Source organism: Bradyrhizobium sp. 1 (assembly GCF_023073315.1).
GTDB lineage: Bacteria > Pseudomonadota > Alphaproteobacteria > Rhizobiales > Xanthobacteraceae > Bradyrhizobium.
In genome coordinates this window covers 19,304-34,600 of sequence record NZ_JADPJH010000033.1, presented here as the reverse complement: position 1 = coordinate 34,600, position 15,297 = coordinate 19,304, and the positions used below count along the sequence as shown (strand labels likewise).

Sequence of the window (15,297 nt, the reverse complement as noted above, 5' to 3'; positions counted from 1 at the left end):
GCGTGCGCGCCTGTCTTAGACGAGGCGAAGCGGCCCAGTCGTTCGGCCAAGTATCGATGATCACATTATAGCGAGATTTTGGGCCACTTCAAGGCACCACCCGTCACCCGGTACATCGGATGACTTTGCTATTTTGCAGTGCAAATTAACCGTTCCGCGTGCCTCAATCGACGATGAAAAGCGTCGCGCCTGACGCCGTCGAGGACCGGTGCGCGGCATCGCCGAAGTCCGAGACCTGGTAGCTCATCCCCGCCCTCAGCTTGAACTTGCGCCCGTCGCGCAGCTCCGAACAGAGCTCGCCCTTGACCACGTAGATCACGTGCCCGCGGTCGCACCAATGGTCGGCGAGATAGCCCGGCGAATACTCGACCATCCGCACCCGGAGTTCGCCGATATTGAGCGTGCGCCACAGCGCTTGGCCGGTTTCGCCCGCATGCGTGGTCGGCTCGACCTTGCTCCAGTCGGTGACGGTGAAGGGGGAGGTGGGGAGTTTCATGGGGAATCCTGTGTCAGAGCCGGCGGACGGAGTGTTAGCGCATGCGCCCACCGCAAGTCTTGTCCCTTGCAGGCGCGGCTAAGGCGCCAGCGCGCAGCCCGCCGGCATTCGCATCCTGCTCGCGGTGATCACCCAGACCAGCAGCGCGGCGGCGCTGAGCCCGGCACCGAGCACGCAGACGCCGGTCCAGCCGGCCGCGGCATACACCATTGTCGACGCCAGTCCGCCGACCGCACTGCCGATCGAATAGAACACCATGTAGCCCCCGACCAGCCGGCTTGCCGCGTCGGGACGCGCGGCGACGATCAGGCTCTGGCTGGTCACATGGACAGCCTGGAGCCCGAGATCCAGCATGATCACGCCGGCAATGAGGAACCAGAGCGAGGTGTGCAGGCAGGCGATCGCGGCCCAGGCGGCGAGCATCAGCATCAGCGACAGTCCGGTGGTGCGTTGGGCCCATCCAAGATCGGCAAGGCGCCCGGCATTGCGCGCCCCGAGTGCTCCGGCGAAGCCTGCTATTCCGAGCAGCCCGATCGTTGTGTGCGACAGCGCGAAAGGGGGCGCCGAGAGCGGCAGCACGATCGAGGTCCAGAACACGTTGAGATCGGCGAAGATCAGGAACGCGAACAGCGCGCGCTCGCGCAGGATCGGTTCCGCAACGAACAGCGCCGCCATCGACCGCAACAGCGATAGATACGAGGAGCCGGCCAGCGTGGCTTGCGGTTCGCGGGGCAGGATACGCAGCAGCAATACAGCCATGGCGAGCATGAACCCGGCCGAGACCAGATAGACCATGCGCCAGCCGCCGATATCGGCCAGCGCGCCCGAGACGAAGCGCGCCAGCAGAATTCCCCCGACGACGCCGCTGGTGACGGTGCCGATGGCACGACCGCGCCCGTGCGGCGTCGCCAGCGTCGCGGCAAAGGCGACGAGGATTTGGACGACGACGGCGAGCACGCCGACCAAGGTCAGTCCCGCGAGCAGCACCGCGGCGTGCGAGGCCGTGCCGACGATCACGAGGCCGATCGCCGACAGCGCGATCTGGCCGGCGATCAGGCGGTGGCGATCCCAGAGGTCGCCGAGCGGCACGATCAAAATCAGGCCCAACGCGTAGCCGATCTGCGTGAAGGTCACCACCATGCCGATCGCGGCGGGGGTGATGCCGAGGTCGCGGGCGATCGCGTCCAGCAGCGGCTGGGCAAAATAGATGTTGGCGACGCTGAGGCCGCAGGCCAGCGCGAACAGCAGCGCCATCGCGGGGGAAAGCCCACGCCCTGCCGCTCCGGCAATGGTCTTCGGGTCTCCTTTGGCGAGATCATTGCTTGTCATGCGTCGTCTCCGGCACGTCCAGGTTGGTCTTATAATAGGACCAGTTGCGTGCCGCCCTGTCTAGTCTTATTTTAGGACCAGGCTGGAGGAGAGTATGAAGAGGACCGGTTTTTCCAAAGCTGATTGCCCGGTGGCGCGTGGGCTGGACGCCATCGGCGACTGGTGGTCGCTGCTGATCGTGCGGGACGCCCTCGACGGGCTGCGGCGGTTCGGCGACTTCCAGAAGAACCTCGGCATTGCCAAGGGCATGCTCAGCGCGCGTCTGCAGAAGCTGGTGGAGCTGGACGTGCTCGAGCTGGTTCCGGCCTCCGACGGCAGCGCCTATCAGGAATACGCGCTGACGAAGCGGGGGCGGGACCTGTTTCCGGTGATCGTCGGCTTGCGCCAATGGGGCGAAGCACATCTCTACGCGCGCGGCGAAGCGCATTCCGACCTGGTCGATCAGGCGGGCCAGCCGGTCGGGCAGCTGGTGCTGCCGTCGCGGACCGGCCGGCCGCTGACATGGTCTGAGACCCGGGTGCGAAAGGCCGGCGCGCGCAAGCGCTGAAGTCGCGCCGCCCTTCCTTAGCCGGGATCGCGAAATCAATGCGGCAGATGGTTCGCCGACCCCTGCACGATCAGCCCGGCATCGTTCACCCGCAGATACTCGCAGATCTTCTTGCCGCGCTCGTTCTCGTAAAACACCACGAGGCTATCCGGGCTGACGTACACGTCGATGATCGTGAAATGCAGGTTCGGGATCAGCTTGAGCCCCTTGCCCCAATAGGCCCGTAAGCTCTCCTTGCCGCGCACGGTGCCGCTGGCATCGAACCCCAACTCCGGGATCCGGTCGGACGTCATCACGGTGTCCTCGGCATAGAGCGCGAGCACACGCTCGAGATCGCGCGTATTCCAGGCCGCGACCCAGGTCCGGCCGAGCGCGGCAAGCGTCGATGGCTGATGGTGCAGTGACATAAATGGGCTCCCTGATTGTGCCTATGTGATGTCTGGCACATATAGGTCAATAATACTGACCTATATCCACTTGTCCATGCCCAAAGAAGGATGTGGGCGCGCGGCGCGCGCGGTTGCGGGAAAAGCCCCCGTCGCGTATTTGCTTGCCATGACAGCAGCACAGCACGACCGCTCCGCGTCGACGCCCTCCGTGGCCTCGGCGCATGACAAGATTCTCATCGTCGACTTCGGCAGCCAGGTGACGCAGCTCATTGCGCGTCGCGTGCGCGAGGACGGCGTCTATTGCGAGATCGTCCCGTTCAACAAGGCCGAACAAGCCTTCAACGAGATGAAGCCGAAAGCGGTGATCCTCTCCGGCGGCCCCGAGTCGGTGCATGAGGCCGGCTCGCCCCGCGCGCCGCAATTGATCTTCGCCTCCGGCGTGCCCGTGCTCGGCATCTGCTACGGCCAGATGGCCATGGCGGAGCAGCTCGGCGGCACCGTCGAGGGCGGCCATCACCGCGAATTCGGCCGCGCCGATGTCGAGGTCAAGGCGCCGAGCAAGCTGTTCGAGGACACTTGGTCTCTCGGTGGCAAACATCAGGTCTGGATGAGCCATGGCGACCGCATCACGAAAATGCCGCCGGGCTTCTCCGTCGCCGGCACCTCGCCGAACGCGCCGTTCGCGATCATCCAGGACGAGACGCGCAAGTATTACGGCCTGATGTTCCATCCCGAAGTGGTGCACACGCCCGACGGCGCAAAACTGATCCGCAATTTCGTCCGCAAGATCGCCGGCCTCTCCGGCGACTGGACCATGCGCGCCTTCCGCGAGGAGGAGATCGCAAAGATCCGCGCCCAGGTCGGCAAGGGCAAGGTGCTGTGCGGCCTCTCCGGCGGCGTCGATTCAGCCGTGGCCGCCGTGCTGATCCACGAAGCGATCGGCGACCAGCTCACTTGCGTGTTCGTCGATCACGGCATGCTGCGTCTTGATGAAGCCAAAACCGTGGTCGAGCTGTTCCGCCATCACTACAACATCCCGCTCGTGCATGTGGATGCGTCCAAGCAATTCCTCGGCGAGCTCGAAGGCGTCACCGACCCCGAAACCAAGCGCAAGACCATCGGCCGCCTCTTCATCGAGGTGTTCGAGGCGGAGGCGAAGAAGATCGGCGGCGCGGACTTCCTGGCGCAAGGTACGCTCTACCCCGACGTGATCGAGAGCGTCTCCTTCACCGGCGGCCCCTCGGTGACGATCAAGTCGCACCACAATGTCGGCGGCCTTCCCGAGCGCATGAACATGAAGCTCGTCGAGCCCCTGCGCGAGCTGTTCAAGGACGAGGTGCGCAAGCTCGGCCGCGAGCTCGGCCTGCCCGAAATCTTCGTCGGCCGCCACCCGTTCCCGGGCCCGGGCCTTGCCATCCGCTGCCCCGGCGACATCACCCGCGAAAAACTCGACATCCTGCGCAAGGCCGATGCCGTCTACATCGACCAGATCCGCAAGCACGGCCTCTACGACGACATCTGGCAGGCTTTTGCCGTGCTGCTCCCGGTCAAGACCGTCGGCGTCATGGGCGACGGCCGCACCTACGACTTCGTCGTGGGCTTGCGCGCGGTGACCTCAACCGACGGCATGACCGCGGACTTCTACCAGTTCGACATGAAATTCCTGGGCGAGACCGCGACGCGCATCATCAACGAGGTGAAGGGCGTGAACCGGGTGGTGTACGACGTGACCAGCAAGCCGCCTGGGACGATTGAGTGGGAGTAGGGAATTGGATCGCGAGGTTTCACCAGTCGAGAACGATCGCTGGGCCATCGTCCTCAATGCTCAAGATCAACTCTGGGTCGACAGCGATGGTCGTCGACAATTCGCGGCCTCGCACTAGAAGGCGCAAACCTTCATCCCGATCGGAACCTTTTGGAATAAAACTGACGAAACGCTCGCAATCATCAGCTTCAAGAAGAGATACAAGCTGATCAAGTGAGCCGTCCCGGTGATTGGCAGAATATACAATTCGTTCCATGCTAATGGCTTCCACAGCCAATGATGATGCTAAGCGCAGCGCCGCAAGTGAAGCTTTAGCAGGACGGGAATCTAACTGCCGACGGAGCACGGGCCATAGCCATTGCGAGTCCGGCCGCATCAGCGAAATGTCCTCGATTGTTATGTGACTATATTGCCCGCGATTGCCAATAAGGAGTGCCTCTCGATTGGGGCTTACGTGGATAACCAGAAGATGTGAACGACCAAACGACGGGCGCTGCAAGGCGCGGCCTTCTGCCGGTATGTCCTCTCGTCGTTCAACAATAATTGCAGAAAACTCTCTGCTTTCGGCGGAGATATCGAGATGCTTCTCATCCCTTTTGACGCGCCATCCTCTCATCATCAAAAGCTCTGCGATACCCTCTCGCAGAGCCTCGGCTTGAGATATCGGTTTTGAGAACGAGCGATCAGCGAGCAAAGTAAGATAGGACTGGGCTCCATGTTTGGGTAGCGGTCCCTCGCTAGGGTACGATGTTAAAAATATGGGTTCGAAGATGCTTTCCCAATCATCGACCTTAGTCTTCGTTGGCGATTCGTCAGCGAAGACCTCAATACGAGCTCCCGGGCGCACCCCGCCTCTAATTGCTCGTGCTGCTAGTCGGCACCCAATCTCATTGGCGTCAATGTCGTGACGAATCTCTTCGCGTAAGAGCAGGCAGTGCCTCGCGGGCATTCGCTCAATTTCGAAAGATGTCCGCGATCGTCGGCTCGAGAGAGAAAAGATATCAAGCAACGGTCTGATCGATTTGAGTGGGGTCGCCTTTCGGGTAAATTTGGGAGCGAGGGCGAAGGTTAATATAGATGGAATCGCTATCTCTAGTTGGAGATCACCGTCGCTTGCCATCGGCTCGTTCGCGGCGCTTAGGATTACGGCCAGAGAACGAAGGTGCTTGATGCTGTGCCCAACATCCACGATCTGCGGCCAATCTGTTTGACGGCCGAGCGCGATTAATAGCGAGGATGGTTTTCTTCGACGAAGATGGCTTGATAGATGATCGGCCCTGATGACGTCGATCTCTCGGTCGTAGACGGCTGAACCGTCAAACTCTCCGCCGCCTAGCTTGCCGATGAGAATAATGGTAATCGGCTTATCTTCGCGAATTGGAAGACTCTCGCTTCTGCGCCTTGGTAGTATCTCAACTGTCTGCACCTTCGGAAATATTTGTTCGTAGCGTTGTGCAATGGCCCTGTACGCCTTTTCGAGAAGTGCTGCCGCCGCCGGCTCTAAATTTGATAACTCAATCCTCGCAACCCCTCCCTCAATGCTTGTCCTGAGCGAGCGTTTTAGGTCTGGTGAGTGGATGCCGGCGGCACGAAGTGCATGGATTAGCTCGGGCTCCGCTATTGCGCGATCTCGCCATCGTTCGGCTACATCTTCGCCCGCGCGGGAGTAGGCACGAAATGCGCGGCTGAAGATTGCCGGTTTGCTTTCGTTAAGGTCGAGAGTCTGGACAAGGTCAAATTGAAGCAGTGGATGGTCGGCGAAAGCACTTGTCTCAATGCGCTCAGCAATAAACTCGCGGAATTTGGTCCAAGGTAGAACAAGCGGGCGTTCATTCGGGAATGCGAAAGACCACAGGCTCTCTTCGTTCACAGTCCCAAATGCTGGATCATCAAATACGACGGTGTCACGCTCCGGCCATGCAACCGCATCGAAACAAGAGATTGTCGTAAGATCATCGAGACGTTGGATGTACGTTTTATTGTCCCCGTAATCACCGGCAAACAACGGCTGAAGAAATCCCAGGGGTTGCGCGGTGAGATTGAAGCCGCCAACTGCTTTGGCGGTGTTTGGGGCATCCGTCATAGGTAGCCCTTTTCAAGCAAAAAGCGCTCAACTTCGTCGACCAATCTTCCTCCTATTTCTGCCGGATTGAATAGTGTTGGCAGCTTATAACCTCTTGGTTCGGCCCCCCATGCTTTCAATTGCTTCATTAGAGTATCGTCATCGAACATTTGGTTGGGGCCTATGACAGCAAGGACTTTATCAGCAAGAGGGAGGGGTTGTTCCAGTTGTACCTCGATTGCCGCGCAACGGTCGTCAAACTGTTCCTTCAGGTTGCCCGTGATCAGCTTGTAATATGATTCAGCCACATTCTGACTCAAAGGAAAGGTCCGGCCTTGGGTAGGCTTCATCCAATAGTATCCAACGAAATCATCATAAAACGCGGCAATGACTTGACGGGGTGAAACGCTGGGATCGACCTCAAAATCTCCTATCTCAAGCGTGTCGTGGAACGCGTGCTTGAAACGTTCAAAGCCGCCGCTGTCAAAGGGAAAAATGCGGCTGGCCATTTGCGCGACATCTTCACGAAAGATAAAGCAAATGCGGGCATAGCCGAGATTTGAAGTTGCTTCTCCATCCCAGTTGCGGCGATAGGCTGGCCGACCATAGAAAAGGTAGAGAAGTTCTTTCTTGAACATGCCGCAAGGACGTGGCTCAAGTTTGCCGGAATCCAGTACGCTGCTTAGGTTTACGCAATCAGTAACGTGGGTAAGTCCGATTCCGCCTGCCAATGCTGGAGCGGAGTGCACGAACTGACCGAATTGCGTTTTTTTGCCTGACACAGGGTGAGATTAGAGGCTGTTGCAACCAATGAGTAGTGCCTTCGGGAAAAAAAGCGGAAGCGCGGTAGCGTACGTGGTTCGTTAATTTGTCTGCTTCGCCATTTGGACGCAGGCTGCTGCGCCGTGCTACTTGGCGTTGCCTTTCCGGAGCCTGTGTCCATGTCGGCCGTCTCCACCCAACCACTTTCCACCTCCACGATCCCGAGCCTCTCGGCTGAATGCGCGGCTTCCGGCCGTCCCCGGACCGCACCATCACCTTCCAGAACGGCTCCTTCCGCAGCTTCCCCGAACTCCGCTGGGTCTTGAGCGACATCGGCCAGCTGGTGCCGACCGTGAATGTTCGGGGCGGGGCATTGGTGCTACCCTGGGAGTGGTATGATATCGGCGCGTCGATCTCGACCATGATGGATGGACGGGTGGCCCCATGACATTCGCAAACATGCTGGAGGAGACCACCGACAGCATCGACGTGCTGCACCGGGTGGGCGCGGCGACCGCGACGGCGTGTACGTTGCCGTCCCGTCCATCATCCGGCTCGTGTGGCACTGCCCTTGACTGAACACTGCAGCACGGTGGGCCGCCCGCCCGTGGAATGACGAAAAGTGGAAGGCCGGTAAGCGTCCGCCCGTCCGGCACGGCCCATCGCCTCTGTTGTCATTTCTTCTTCCGCCGAAACGCCGTGACGAACGCGTCCATGACTGCGGCAAGCGCCGATCCTGCGGGCCCCGGTGCGCGCAACATCCACACGGCCCAAGGAGGCGGTGCGTAGGCGTCGAGGACCGTCACGAGACCGCGCGCGCCGAGGAGGGCTGCCGTTCCCTCCGAGCCAACCTGCCCGATCCCGGCCCCAAGCACCGTCGCTGCGCGCAGGGCATCCGAACCGTCCACGGTCAGTGCGAAATCGGGCTGGAGGCGACGCGTGCCGCCCGGTGCGCGGAACAGCCAGGGCATCACCCGTCCCGTCGCCGGAAAACGCAGGCCGATCAGCCGGTGCTTTGCGAGATCATCAGGCGTTAGAGGCATCCCGTGCCTGGCGAGATAGGCGGGCGCGGCAAGGGTGACGAGCGGCAACGGCGCAAGGCGCCGGGCGAGGAGACTGGCGTCGGCGATCCGGGGCGCGATCCGCACCGCGAGATCCCAGCGGCCGCCGCCGAGGTCGGCGAAGTGGTCATCGAGGGCCAACTCCACGCGCAGGGCCGGGTAGCGCTCCAGAAGCGAGGCCAAGGCGCGCAGCAGGGGCGGAGCGAGGGAGGCGGCTGCGGTCACGCGCACCGTACCCGCGACCCCTACTGGTGCGCCGAGACGGCTGGCGGCCGCCGCGAGTGCGAGGGCCGGGCCTCGGACCTCGGCGAGGAAGCGCTCACCGTCGGGTGTGAGGGAGAGTGCGCGGGTCGAGCGGCGGAACAGGCGCGCACCATGCGTGGCCTCGAAGCGGCCGACGAGGCGGGCAATTGCGGCCGGGGTCACGCCGAGCTCGCGCGCGGCCCCGGCGAAGGAGCCGGCCTCGGCAACACGGAGAACGACGACGGCGGCGCGCAGAGTGTCCATGCTTTATTCAATACATTTGGTTGCTTCAGCCGCAACACCATTTGTCCTGCCCTGCGCGGCCACGCGCCCTTACGTTGGGAGTATCGGAAGCTGGAGAACGATGATGCGCATTGGAATCGTGGGCATTGGGCCGGTGGGGCAGACCTTGGGGACCATCTGGGCGCGGGCGGGTCACGAAGTGGCCTTCGGCTCGCGCGACCCGGCTCGGGCGGCCGAGGCGGTGCTGGGACTTGCCGGTGCGCGAGCGACCACACAGGACCAGGCTGCGGCGTTCGGCGAGGTTGTCTTGTGGACGCCGCGCGGCGTCATGCCCGCCAACCCGGACATGCTCGCCGGGAAGATCGTACTCGACCCGAACAACCGAGAGCCCGGTTCGGCTGGCGATTACGCCTCACCGCGTCCCGAGGGACCAAGCTTCGCCGAGCAGCTGCAGGCGGCCGCACCGCGGGCGCGCGTGGTGAAGGCGTTCAATACTGTGGTGATGCGGTTGCTGAGGGAGAACCCCGAGCGGCTGACGGCGTCAGGGGCGCAGGTGTTCCTCGCCGGCGACGACGCGGAAGCGAAGAGGGTGGCTGCCGCGCTGGCGGCGGGTGCCGGGCTGGCCGCGGTTGATCTCGGGGGGCTGGCCGCGGCGTGGCTGGCAGAGACGATGGCCGACGCGTTCCGCCAGGCCATGAGGACGAGCCCTGCCGGATGGCGCCAAGCGCTGGTGTTCGCCGATCTCGCAGGGCAGCCGATTTCATGAAGCTGATCTACTCTCTCTTTCGAAGGTACATCCAATGAAGCTGTTCTACTCTCCCTCCTCATGCTCTTTGTCGCCGCACCTCGTGCTGCGCGAACTCGATCTGCCCTTTACGCTCGACCGCGTCGATCCCGTGACCAAGCGAACCGAGTCGGGAAACGACTATCTGACGATCAATCCGAAGGGCTACGTGCCCGCGCTGGAGCTCGATGACGGGGAGGTTCTCACCGAAGGTCCTGCGATTACGCAGTATCTCGTCGACAGATACGCGCCTGGCACACTCGCGCCGCTCTCCGGCACGATCGAGCGGGCACGGATCAACAGCTATTTGACCTATATCAGCACCGAGTTGCACAAGCCGTTCGGGCGGCTGTTCGATCCAGCGCTGACCCCTGACGCCCGTGCCTCGACCATAGCCTACCTGAATCGCAGGTTTGCGCTGATCGAGCAGGAGCTCGCCGATGGAGGGGCGTTCCTGACCGGTTCGGCCTTCACTCTCCCCGACGCCTATCTTTTCGTGATCCAGCGATGGGGAGCGTTCACTGGCTTCGATCTCTCGCCGTTTCCCAACATCGTCGCGCACGCCGAGCGGGTCATGGCCAGGCCTGCGGTTCAGCTAGCGCTCGACGCCGAGGAGTAGGCAGCGGCATCGAGATGCTGAGGTGTCTGAGAACCACCTTTATCTTGCCCAACGTCAAACAGTTCTTTCCGCGAAGAGGCTGCCAACGCTTGGGCACGTTTTTAGGGGCTCCGTTTCGGTCGGTTCTGTCCCATGATGGTATCTGGCGGCGAATCGAACGGAGAAGACCTTGTTGACCGATGCGGGACTTCAGAAGCTCAAGCCTGGCGAGACGCTTGACAGGCGCGGCGACCGCGACGGCATGTCTATTGCCGTCCTGCCCATCAACAGGCGCAAGCAGATCCGGCAAAGTGGCGACCACACCAGCAAGGTGGTGCATTGATGCGCGCCGCGTTGAAAGTGGTGATGGCCGCAATATTTGCCATGCCGGCTGCGGTGGCTCTGGCGAAGTCTCCGGACTGCGCGAGTTGGCCCACCAACATGGCCCTCGTGCACCTCAAGAACGCCGGCCTGATTGATATCCCGTCAGTGATCGAGGCGCAGACCAAGGCCGTTCGTCTCGCATCCGAAAAGATCGGCAAGGACCTCCACCAGCAGGTCTACGAGATCACGTTTCACACCAGGGATGGCAAGACGATCGAGGTCATCACGAACAGCCAGGCATCAAGCGAGGAATGCTCGATGAGCGGCGTCGACGTCTATTTGGTCTCGAAGAAAATCGGCGGGTCGGCAGCGCAGCCATCTGAGGGCACGACTAACAAGTGATCCGGTGACAGTGCGTGTTCTTCGCCTGGGTCGATCCACGAATCTTGCAATCAATTACATATAAGCGTATGTAATCCCTATGGCCCACATCAGCATCCGCGATCTCCAGAAGATTTCCGGCGAAGCCATCGGTGCGTTGCCCGGCCCGACGCCGGTGAAATCCGGTGATCGGACGGTGGGCTTGCTGATCCCGCTGAAGTCGGCCGATCCGGCTCGCCTTGCCGCCGTCCTGAAGCGGGCCGAAGCACTGGCCAAGGGGCGCGACGCGGCCGCGGATGACACGGCGCTGGCGCCATTCGGCGAGGTCGATCCGGTTGACTGGTCGGTGGCCGCCGTGAACGCCCTGACGGGCAAGCCCGGCAAGTCCCGCAAGTTGAAGGCGTGAAGCGGCCCTCCACGACGATGGTCGTCGATGCGGCTATCTTGATAGCCGCCGTGCGCGGTCGAAGTTCTGGCGCAATGCTGAAAGCCGCCGGGAGCGCGATCCTGGTCACGACGGACCGTGTCGTTCAGGAAGCACGTCGGCGCATCGAACTCGGGTTGAAACGCCCGGAACTGCTCTCCATCCTCGACGATCTCGCTGAGCTGCTCACGGTGGTTCCTGTCGCCGCACTGGAGCCTGTTGTTCCCCGCTGCGAAGAGGCCCTTCGCGAGGCGGTGCCGAGCCGCAACGGATCAGTGCGCGATGCGCACGTGCTGGCGCTGGCCTGGAGTGTCGATGCCGACGTTTGGACGACCGACCGCGATTTTGCGGGGACTGGCGTCGCGAGTTGGTCGACGCCGAACCTCATGCGAGGGCTTGCCGAAATCGGCGCGCCATAGCGCAGAGCTGCGCCGGCGAACGCCCGGCCTCGGACCCTGTCAGGGCTTCACGAACCGATAGGCGAAGCGATCGGTGTTGCCCTTGATCGAGGGATCGAAAACCTTGATCGCGTGCGGATCGTCCTTGTTCGCGAGCAGGGTGCTTTCCGCGTCCAGCACGAAGCCGGCCGCCTCCACCTCCGCGCGAACGGAGGCAGGCTCGATTCGATGCAGCGACTGGGCGTCGCTCGTGCCCGCCCCGACGGCGGCGGCATGGTCTATGATGATGTAGGACCCGCCGGGCTTCAGCCGCTCGTAGACGGCGCGATTGAAGTGAGCCGCCGTCGCGCCCGTGGCTTGCATCAGCGCGGTGTGGAGATCGTGGTAGAACAAATGCAGCCACAGGACATCCGCTGGTGGCGTGGCCTGCGGCATCGCCACGAGGTCCGCCGAGACGGCTTCGACGTTGTCTCGGCCCGGCTCCTTTGCAAGCGTCCGCATGAGGCCGACCGGACCGTTCTTGAAGTGGGCGACCTCAGCCGGCACGAAGCTGTAGACCCGTCCTTCGCCTCCCACGATCTCGGAGAAGAGACGGGTCCAGTCGCCGTCGCCCGGGTAGACGTCGATGACGGTGGAGCCCGCTTCTATTCGTGCGAACCGGATCAACTCGGATAATTTGGATTGGTCGTACATTGGCGATCTCCGTTACCGCTGGGCATTCGACGCGCGCGAGGCCCGCGCCAGTGCCTGCGTGTCGATGTACTCCCGGATGTTCGTCAGCTTGCCGTCGCGGACGGTGATGGCGAAGATCCAGTCGTCCTCGAACGTCTTGTTCGTGGCTTGGATCTTTCCCTTCGCGAAGCCGACGACCAGGACCCGGTCGCCTTGCGCTACGAACTCCCGGGGTTCCGTGGACGTTTCCACCTCTTCGGACGCCTTCTGAAGCACAGCCGCCAATCCCGCGTGCCCGCGGTGCGTGCCGGCCAGTGGCCAGTCCTCGCCGGGGATGATCCACTCGATGTCTTCGGCGACCAGCGCCAGCAGACCCTCTTTGTCGCCGCGGCCGATCGCGGCGAAGAAGTCCTTCACGGTCTGCACGTTTGCCTGGGTGCTCATGGTCGTTTCTCCATTTAGTCCGATCGGATCGCGCTCGATCCGATCGCGTGCGTCGTATCCCCAACGGTGGGGCGCGTCGTGTTGTTCAGTCGAACTTGACCAGATCCTTGAAGATCAGGTGACCCCAGCTATTTCCGCGCGCCTGCACAAGCAGTCCGCCTTCCGAAAGCCCCCCAAGTTTGATCGGCGCGAAGCCGAGCTTTTCCGCAAGCGCGCCAATCTCCGCTGCGGCGTCGTCATCGTCGCTCGCCAGGAACACGACGCGCCTGCCACCTTGGACGGTCGGATCTTGGCCGAGGACGGCAGCACCCAGATGATTGAAGCCCTTGACCAGTCGTCCGCCGGTGAAGGCTTGCGCGACGGCCTTGGAAGAAGGTTGTCCCCCCAGTGTCTCAGGGGGCACGCCGTAGGCGTTGGTCACATCGACGATCGTCTTCCTCTGCCAGGTCGACAGCGCCTTCGCGACATCCTGGTGCGACTCGAAACGGACGGCCAAAAAGACGACGTCCGCCTTGACGGCGTCCGCGAGCTTTTTGGGAATGATCGTGGATCCGATCGCGGCCGCATCGGCTGCAAAGCTTTCCGGATCGCGCGTGGTTGCAACGGATACTTCGATGCCGTTGCGCGCAAACGCCTTGGCAAGAGCCTGGCCGATCTTGCCGAAGCCGATGATTGCGTAGCTCATGATGTGTCTCCGATTCTGTGTTGATGCCGGGTCAGACCTGCGCCATGCCGCCATCGACGGCGAGATCCACGCCGGTGATGTAAGAACTTTCATCGGAGGCGAGGAACGTGACGGCAGCCGCGATTTCCTCCGGCTTGCCCCTGCGACCCATCGGGACCTGTGAAGCAAATCCGGCGGCGGCTTGCTCGGCTTGCTCGCGGGTCAGGCCCGTCGTCGTTTCCAGGGCGGGAGTCTCGGTCGGTCCGGGGCTCATCGTATTGACGCGGATTTTGCGGTCTTTCAGCTCCAACGTCCACGCGCGCGAGAAGCTGCGCACCGCCGCCTTGCTCGCGGCGTAGACGCTGAACCCTGGCAGCCCCTTCACGTTCGAGACCGAAGAGTTCAGGATAATCGAACCGCCATCCCTAAAGAGGGGAAGGGCCTTCTGCACCGTAAAGAACAGCCCCTTCACGTTGACGTCGAAGGTCTGGTCAAAATGGGCCTCGGTCGCTAGCGCGAGCGGTGCGATCGTTCCCGCGCCCGCGTTCGCAAAGAGGATGTCGATGTGACCATGTTTCTCTTTCACGACGGCATAGAGCCGGTCCAGGTCTTCCAGGCGCGACACGTCGCCGATGACCGTCGTTACGTTTGTCTTGATGAAGACCGCGGCCTCCTTCAGCTCTTTCTCGCGCCGCCCGGTGATCACCACGTGCGCACCTTCGTCCACGAAACGCTGGGCTGTGGCCAACCCGATCCCGCTGCTGCCGCCGGTGATGATTGCGATCTTGCCTTCTAGTTTTTTCATGATGTTTGATCCTGCGTTGTGTGTGGGCCAGGCGCGGGATCGCGCCGGCGTCAGAGTTGCGCCAGGCCGCCGTCGACGGCGACTTCGCTGGCTGTCATGAAGCTGCTGTCCGACGAGGCGAGAAAGGCAGCCACGGCCCCGATCTCCGAGGGATCGGCCATGCGCTGGAGCGGGGTCATCGCGGCGAAGACCTTCTGGCCTTCCTCGCCAAGCGCTTCCTTCGCGAGTTCGGTCGCGGTCGCCCCGGGCGACAGCACGTTGACCCGGATGCCGCTGCCCTTCAGGTCTTCCGCCCAGGTCCGGGCGAGGTTGCGCACGGCCGCCTTGCTGGCGCTGTAGGCGCTCATGGCCGGCGCGCCGGTGGTGCCGGCGCTCGATCCTGTCAGGATGATCGAACCGCCCCGGCTCATCAGCGGCAGCGCCTTCTGGACCGTGAAGATCGTACCCTTCACATTGGTGTCGAAGGTTTCGTCGATGTGCGCGGCAGTGATCTTGCCGAGCGCAAGCTGGCTTCCCGCTCCGGCATTGGCGAAGACGATATCGAGGGTTCCGCGCTCGGCCTTCACCGCCGCATAGAGGCGGTCGAGGTCGGCCTCATCCGAGACCGAGCCCTTCACCGCGCGGGCATTGGGCCCGAGGGCGGCGACAGCCGCGTCGAGCGCTTGCTGCCTGCGGCCGAAGATGAAGACGAAGGCGCCGTCCTCGATGAAGCGCTTGGCCGCGGCGCGGCCGATGCCGGTAGCGCCACCCGTGATGACCGCAACCTTGCCGTCAAGCTTTCCCATAATTTCTCCTGTCGTGGTGTCGGGACAGCATCTGTCCCCGAGGTCCCCGACATAGGTCCGCCGGCGTCAGGCGTTGAGTGCGGATGCGCGCACATCGGTGGTGCGAAATCGATCCGGCAGG

The 15,297-nt window shown here is 62.5% G+C and carries 20 protein-coding genes; 9 read left to right on the top strand and 11 right to left on the bottom strand.

Annotation, left to right across the window (positions count from 1 at the left end; genetic code table 11):
* Positions 1 to 163 precede the first annotated feature (163 nt).
* Positions 164 to 496 (bottom strand): DHCW motif cupin fold protein, encoded by a 333-nt coding sequence (locus IVB29_RS25190; protein WP_247506102.1) that lies wholly within the window; start codon positions 494 to 496, stop codon positions 164 to 166.
* A gap of 78 nt (positions 497 to 574) precedes the next feature.
* The gene (locus IVB29_RS25185) at positions 575 to 1,825 is read right to left on the bottom strand and encodes an MFS transporter (protein ID WP_247506101.1); all 1,251 of its coding nucleotides are present in this window, start codon (positions 1,823 to 1,825) and stop codon (positions 575 to 577) included.
* 94 nt (positions 1,826 to 1,919) lie between these two features.
* Here IVB29_RS25185 and IVB29_RS25180 point away from each other — a divergent pair, with 94 nt between their 5' ends.
* A complete protein-coding gene (locus IVB29_RS25180; protein WP_247506100.1) occupies positions 1,920 to 2,372 on the top strand; it encodes a helix-turn-helix domain-containing protein in 453 nt (150 codons plus the stop codon).
* 35 nt (positions 2,373 to 2,407) lie between these two features.
* On the opposite strand, the gene IVB29_RS25175 is transcribed toward IVB29_RS25180, so the two are convergent.
* Complete coding sequence (locus tag IVB29_RS25175; RefSeq protein ID WP_247506099.1) at positions 2,408 to 2,779, bottom strand: nuclear transport factor 2 family protein; 372 nt, start codon at positions 2,777 to 2,779, stop codon at positions 2,408 to 2,410.
* A 148-nt stretch (positions 2,780 to 2,927) separates the two neighbouring features.
* On the opposite strand from IVB29_RS25175, the gene guaA reads away from it, so the two are divergent.
* Positions 2,928 to 4,526 carry a glutamine-hydrolyzing GMP synthase gene (gene guaA, locus IVB29_RS25170; protein ID WP_247506098.1) on the top strand — a complete coding sequence of 533 codons (1,599 nt, stop codon included), beginning with the start codon at positions 2,928 to 2,930 and terminating at the stop codon, positions 4,524 to 4,526.
* A 19-nt stretch (positions 4,527 to 4,545) separates the two neighbouring features.
* Here guaA and IVB29_RS25165 read toward each other — a convergent pair whose 3' ends face one another.
* Both IVB29_RS25165 and IVB29_RS25160 read right to left on the bottom strand, forming a co-directional pair.
* Positions 4,546 to 6,609, bottom strand: coding sequence for a hypothetical protein (locus IVB29_RS25165; protein ID WP_247506097.1), 2,064 nt, complete (start codon positions 6,607 to 6,609; stop codon positions 4,546 to 4,548).
* Positions 6,606 to 7,226, bottom strand: coding sequence for a hypothetical protein (locus tag IVB29_RS25160; RefSeq protein ID WP_247506096.1), 621 nt, complete (start codon positions 7,224 to 7,226; stop codon positions 6,606 to 6,608). The genes IVB29_RS25165 and IVB29_RS25160 overlap by 4 nt, the downstream gene beginning before the upstream one ends.
* Positions 7,227 to 7,588: 362 nt before the next feature.
* Here IVB29_RS25160 and IVB29_RS25155 point away from each other — a divergent pair, with 362 nt between their 5' ends.
* Positions 7,589 to 7,798: a hypothetical protein gene (locus tag IVB29_RS25155; RefSeq protein WP_346731301.1), complete on the top strand. Its 210-nt coding sequence runs from the start codon at positions 7,589 to 7,591 to the stop codon at positions 7,796 to 7,798.
* A 226-nt stretch (positions 7,799 to 8,024) separates the two neighbouring features.
* Here the strand turns inward: IVB29_RS25155 and IVB29_RS25150 are convergent, their stop codons facing one another.
* Entirely contained in the window at positions 8,025 to 8,918 is an 894-nt protein-coding gene (locus IVB29_RS25150) for a LysR family transcriptional regulator (RefSeq protein ID WP_247506095.1), read from the bottom strand.
* 100 nt (positions 8,919 to 9,018) lie between these two features.
* Between IVB29_RS25150 and IVB29_RS25145 the strand changes: the two genes are divergently transcribed.
* From IVB29_RS25145 to IVB29_RS25120, 6 genes are all read left to right on the top strand, one after another.
* Positions 9,019 to 9,663 (top strand): NAD(P)-binding domain-containing protein, encoded by a 645-nt coding sequence (locus IVB29_RS25145; RefSeq protein WP_247506094.1) that lies wholly within the window; start codon positions 9,019 to 9,021, stop codon positions 9,661 to 9,663.
* 34 nt (positions 9,664 to 9,697) lie between these two features.
* Positions 9,698 to 10,300 (top strand): glutathione transferase GstA, encoded by a 603-nt coding sequence (gene gstA / locus IVB29_RS25140; RefSeq protein ID WP_247506093.1) that lies wholly within the window; start codon positions 9,698 to 9,700, stop codon positions 10,298 to 10,300.
* A gap of 169 nt (positions 10,301 to 10,469) precedes the next feature.
* On the top strand, positions 10,470 to 10,622 hold the full coding sequence (locus tag IVB29_RS25135; protein WP_247506092.1) for an integrase: 153 nt from the start codon (positions 10,470 to 10,472) through the stop codon (positions 10,620 to 10,622).
* Complete coding sequence (locus IVB29_RS25130) at positions 10,622 to 11,005, top strand: hypothetical protein (RefSeq protein ID WP_247506973.1); 384 nt, start codon at positions 10,622 to 10,624, stop codon at positions 11,003 to 11,005. Before IVB29_RS25135 ends, IVB29_RS25130 begins: the two co-directional genes overlap by 1 nt.
* Before the next feature lie 79 nt (positions 11,006 to 11,084).
* On the top strand, positions 11,085 to 11,390 hold the full coding sequence (locus IVB29_RS25125) for a hypothetical protein (protein WP_247506091.1): 306 nt from the start codon (positions 11,085 to 11,087) through the stop codon (positions 11,388 to 11,390).
* 17 nt (positions 11,391 to 11,407) lie between these two features.
* Positions 11,408 to 11,827 (top strand): PIN domain-containing protein, encoded by a 420-nt coding sequence (locus IVB29_RS25120; protein WP_256466917.1) that lies wholly within the window; start codon positions 11,408 to 11,410, stop codon positions 11,825 to 11,827.
* Between the two features lie 39 nt (positions 11,828 to 11,866).
* Here IVB29_RS25120 and IVB29_RS25115 read toward each other — a convergent pair whose 3' ends face one another.
* From IVB29_RS25115 to IVB29_RS25095, 5 genes are all read right to left on the bottom strand, one after another.
* Complete coding sequence (locus IVB29_RS25115; protein WP_247506089.1) at positions 11,867 to 12,499, bottom strand: class I SAM-dependent methyltransferase; 633 nt, start codon at positions 12,497 to 12,499, stop codon at positions 11,867 to 11,869.
* A 12-nt stretch (positions 12,500 to 12,511) separates the two neighbouring features.
* The gene (locus tag IVB29_RS25110; protein WP_247506088.1) at positions 12,512 to 12,922 is read right to left on the bottom strand and encodes a nuclear transport factor 2 family protein; all 411 of its coding nucleotides are present in this window, start codon (positions 12,920 to 12,922) and stop codon (positions 12,512 to 12,514) included.
* Between the two features lie 85 nt (positions 12,923 to 13,007).
* Positions 13,008 to 13,607 (bottom strand): NAD(P)-binding domain-containing protein, encoded by a 600-nt coding sequence (locus IVB29_RS25105; RefSeq protein WP_247506972.1) that lies wholly within the window; start codon positions 13,605 to 13,607, stop codon positions 13,008 to 13,010.
* Between the two features lie 31 nt (positions 13,608 to 13,638).
* Positions 13,639 to 14,391 (bottom strand): glucose 1-dehydrogenase, encoded by a 753-nt coding sequence (locus IVB29_RS25100; RefSeq protein WP_247506087.1) that lies wholly within the window; start codon positions 14,389 to 14,391, stop codon positions 13,639 to 13,641.
* A gap of 50 nt (positions 14,392 to 14,441) precedes the next feature.
* On the bottom strand, positions 14,442 to 15,176 hold the full coding sequence (locus IVB29_RS25095; protein WP_247506086.1) for an SDR family oxidoreductase: 735 nt from the start codon (positions 15,174 to 15,176) through the stop codon (positions 14,442 to 14,444).
* Between the last annotated feature and the right edge of the window lie 121 nt (positions 15,177 to 15,297).

Bases quoted from the DNA above. Each gene is read 5' to 3' on its own strand.
- IVB29_RS25190 (WP_247506102.1), bottom strand. From the start codon at position 496: ATGAAACTCCCCACCTCCCCCTTCACCGTCACCGACTGGAGCAAGGTC.
- IVB29_RS25185 (WP_247506101.1), bottom strand. From the start codon at position 1,825: ATGACAAGCAATGATCTCGCCAAAGGAGACCCGAAGACCATTGCCGGA.
- IVB29_RS25180 (WP_247506100.1), top strand. From the start codon at position 1,920: ATGAAGAGGACCGGTTTTTCCAAAGCTGATTGCCCGGTGGCGCGTGGG.
- IVB29_RS25175 (WP_247506099.1), bottom strand. From the start codon at position 2,779: ATGTCACTGCACCATCAGCCATCGACGCTTGCCGCGCTCGGCCGGACC.
- guaA (WP_247506098.1), top strand. From the start codon at position 2,928: ATGACAGCAGCACAGCACGACCGCTCCGCGTCGACGCCCTCCGTGGCC.
- IVB29_RS25165 (WP_247506097.1), bottom strand. From the start codon at position 6,609: ATGACGGATGCCCCAAACACCGCCAAAGCAGTTGGCGGCTTCAATCTC.
- IVB29_RS25160 (WP_247506096.1), bottom strand. From the start codon at position 7,226: ATGTTCAAGAAAGAACTTCTCTACCTTTTCTATGGTCGGCCAGCCTAT.
- IVB29_RS25155 (WP_346731301.1), top strand. From the start codon at position 7,589: ATGCGCGGCTTCCGGCCGTCCCCGGACCGCACCATCACCTTCCAGAAC.
- IVB29_RS25150 (WP_247506095.1), bottom strand. From the start codon at position 8,918: ATGGACACTCTGCGCGCCGCCGTCGTCGTTCTCCGTGTTGCCGAGGCC.
- IVB29_RS25145 (WP_247506094.1), top strand. From the start codon at position 9,019: ATGATGCGCATTGGAATCGTGGGCATTGGGCCGGTGGGGCAGACCTTG.
- gstA (WP_247506093.1), top strand. From the start codon at position 9,698: ATGAAGCTGTTCTACTCTCCCTCCTCATGCTCTTTGTCGCCGCACCTC.
- IVB29_RS25130 (WP_247506973.1), top strand. From the start codon at position 10,622: ATGCGCGCCGCGTTGAAAGTGGTGATGGCCGCAATATTTGCCATGCCG.
- IVB29_RS25125 (WP_247506091.1), top strand. From the start codon at position 11,085: ATGGCCCACATCAGCATCCGCGATCTCCAGAAGATTTCCGGCGAAGCC.
- IVB29_RS25120 (WP_256466917.1), top strand. From the start codon at position 11,408: ATGGTCGTCGATGCGGCTATCTTGATAGCCGCCGTGCGCGGTCGAAGT.
- IVB29_RS25115 (WP_247506089.1), bottom strand. From the start codon at position 12,499: ATGTACGACCAATCCAAATTATCCGAGTTGATCCGGTTCGCACGAATA.
- IVB29_RS25110 (WP_247506088.1), bottom strand. From the start codon at position 12,922: ATGAGCACCCAGGCAAACGTGCAGACCGTGAAGGACTTCTTCGCCGCG.
- IVB29_RS25105 (WP_247506972.1), bottom strand. From the start codon at position 13,607: ATGAGCTACGCAATCATCGGCTTCGGCAAGATCGGCCAGGCTCTTGCC.
- IVB29_RS25100 (WP_247506087.1), bottom strand. From the start codon at position 14,391: ATGAAAAAACTAGAAGGCAAGATCGCAATCATCACCGGCGGCAGCAGC.
- IVB29_RS25095 (WP_247506086.1), bottom strand. From the start codon at position 15,176: ATGGGAAAGCTTGACGGCAAGGTTGCGGTCATCACGGGTGGCGCTACC.